The 940-nt window shown below is 66.4% G+C and carries 1 protein-coding gene; it reads right to left on the bottom strand.

Going from position 1 to position 940, the window contains the following annotated elements; all coding sequences use genetic code 11:
* Window positions 1-929, bottom strand: a 929-nt coding sequence (gene ppk2 / locus ACFYE1_RS17465) for a polyphosphate kinase 2 (RefSeq protein WP_387745833.1), incomplete at its 3' end; no start/stop codon positions are given.
* Between the last annotated feature and the right edge of the window lie 11 nt (window positions 930-940).

Below are 940 nucleotides of genomic sequence, written 5' to 3'. Positions count from 1 at the left end.
CCGACGGCCTCGCGGCCGCGGGCCACAATCAATGGGTCGGGCGGGTGGACCACCTCCGGGTCCTTGTCCTCGTAGTCGAACTGGTCCAGGAACACCCGCATCGCGTTGAGCCTGGCCCGCTTCTTGTCGTTGGACTTCACCGTGATCCACGGGGCGTGGTCGGTGTCGGTGCGCAGGAACATCTCCTCCTTCGCGTCCGTGTAGTCCTCCCAGCGGTCCAGGGAGGCCAGGTCGTTGGGGGAGAGCTTCCACCGGCGCACGGGATCGATCTGGCGGATCGCGAACCGGGTGCGCTGTTCCTGACGGGTGACGGAGAACCAGAACTTCGTGAGGTGGACGCCGGACTCGGCGAGCATCTTCTCGAACACCGGAGCCTGGGCCATGAACTGGTGGTACTCCTCGTCGGTGCAGAACCCCATGACGCGCTCGACCACCGCCCGGTTGTACCAGGAGCGGTCGAACATCACGATCTCCCCGGCGGTGGGCAGGTGGGCGATGTAGCGCTGGAAGTACCACTGCCCGGCCTCCCGGTCCGAGGGCTTGGTCAGGGCCACCACCCGGGCGGCGCGCGGGTTGAGGTGCTCGGTGAACCGTTTGATCGTCCCGCCCTTGCCGGCCGCGTCCCGTCCCTCGAACACGATGACGTGCTTCAGGTCGTGGTCCTGGCCCCAGTACTGGAACTTCAGCAGCTCGATCTGCAGCTGGTACTTCTCGAGCTCGTACTCCTCCCGGCTCAGCAACTCGTCGTAGGGGTAGTCCTGCCGCCAGGTCTCCACCGCCGATCCCCCGGGATCGATCAGGTCGGGATCGTTGGAGTGCCCGTCCCGGACCGAGTAGCCCTGCTCGGTGAGCTGGTCGATGAACTCCCGCAGGTTCTCCCGCCCCGACCACTGGTCCTCGGGCACCCACAACCTCTTGGCCTCGGACATTGCTGCTCCTC

The organism is Kocuria nitroreducens (genome assembly GCF_042879195.1).
GTDB lineage: Bacteria > Actinomycetota > Actinomycetes > Actinomycetales > Micrococcaceae > Kocuria > Kocuria nitroreducens.
Note: the sequence above shows the minus strand (reverse complement) of the source record. Positions and strands in the feature narration are given on the sequence as shown.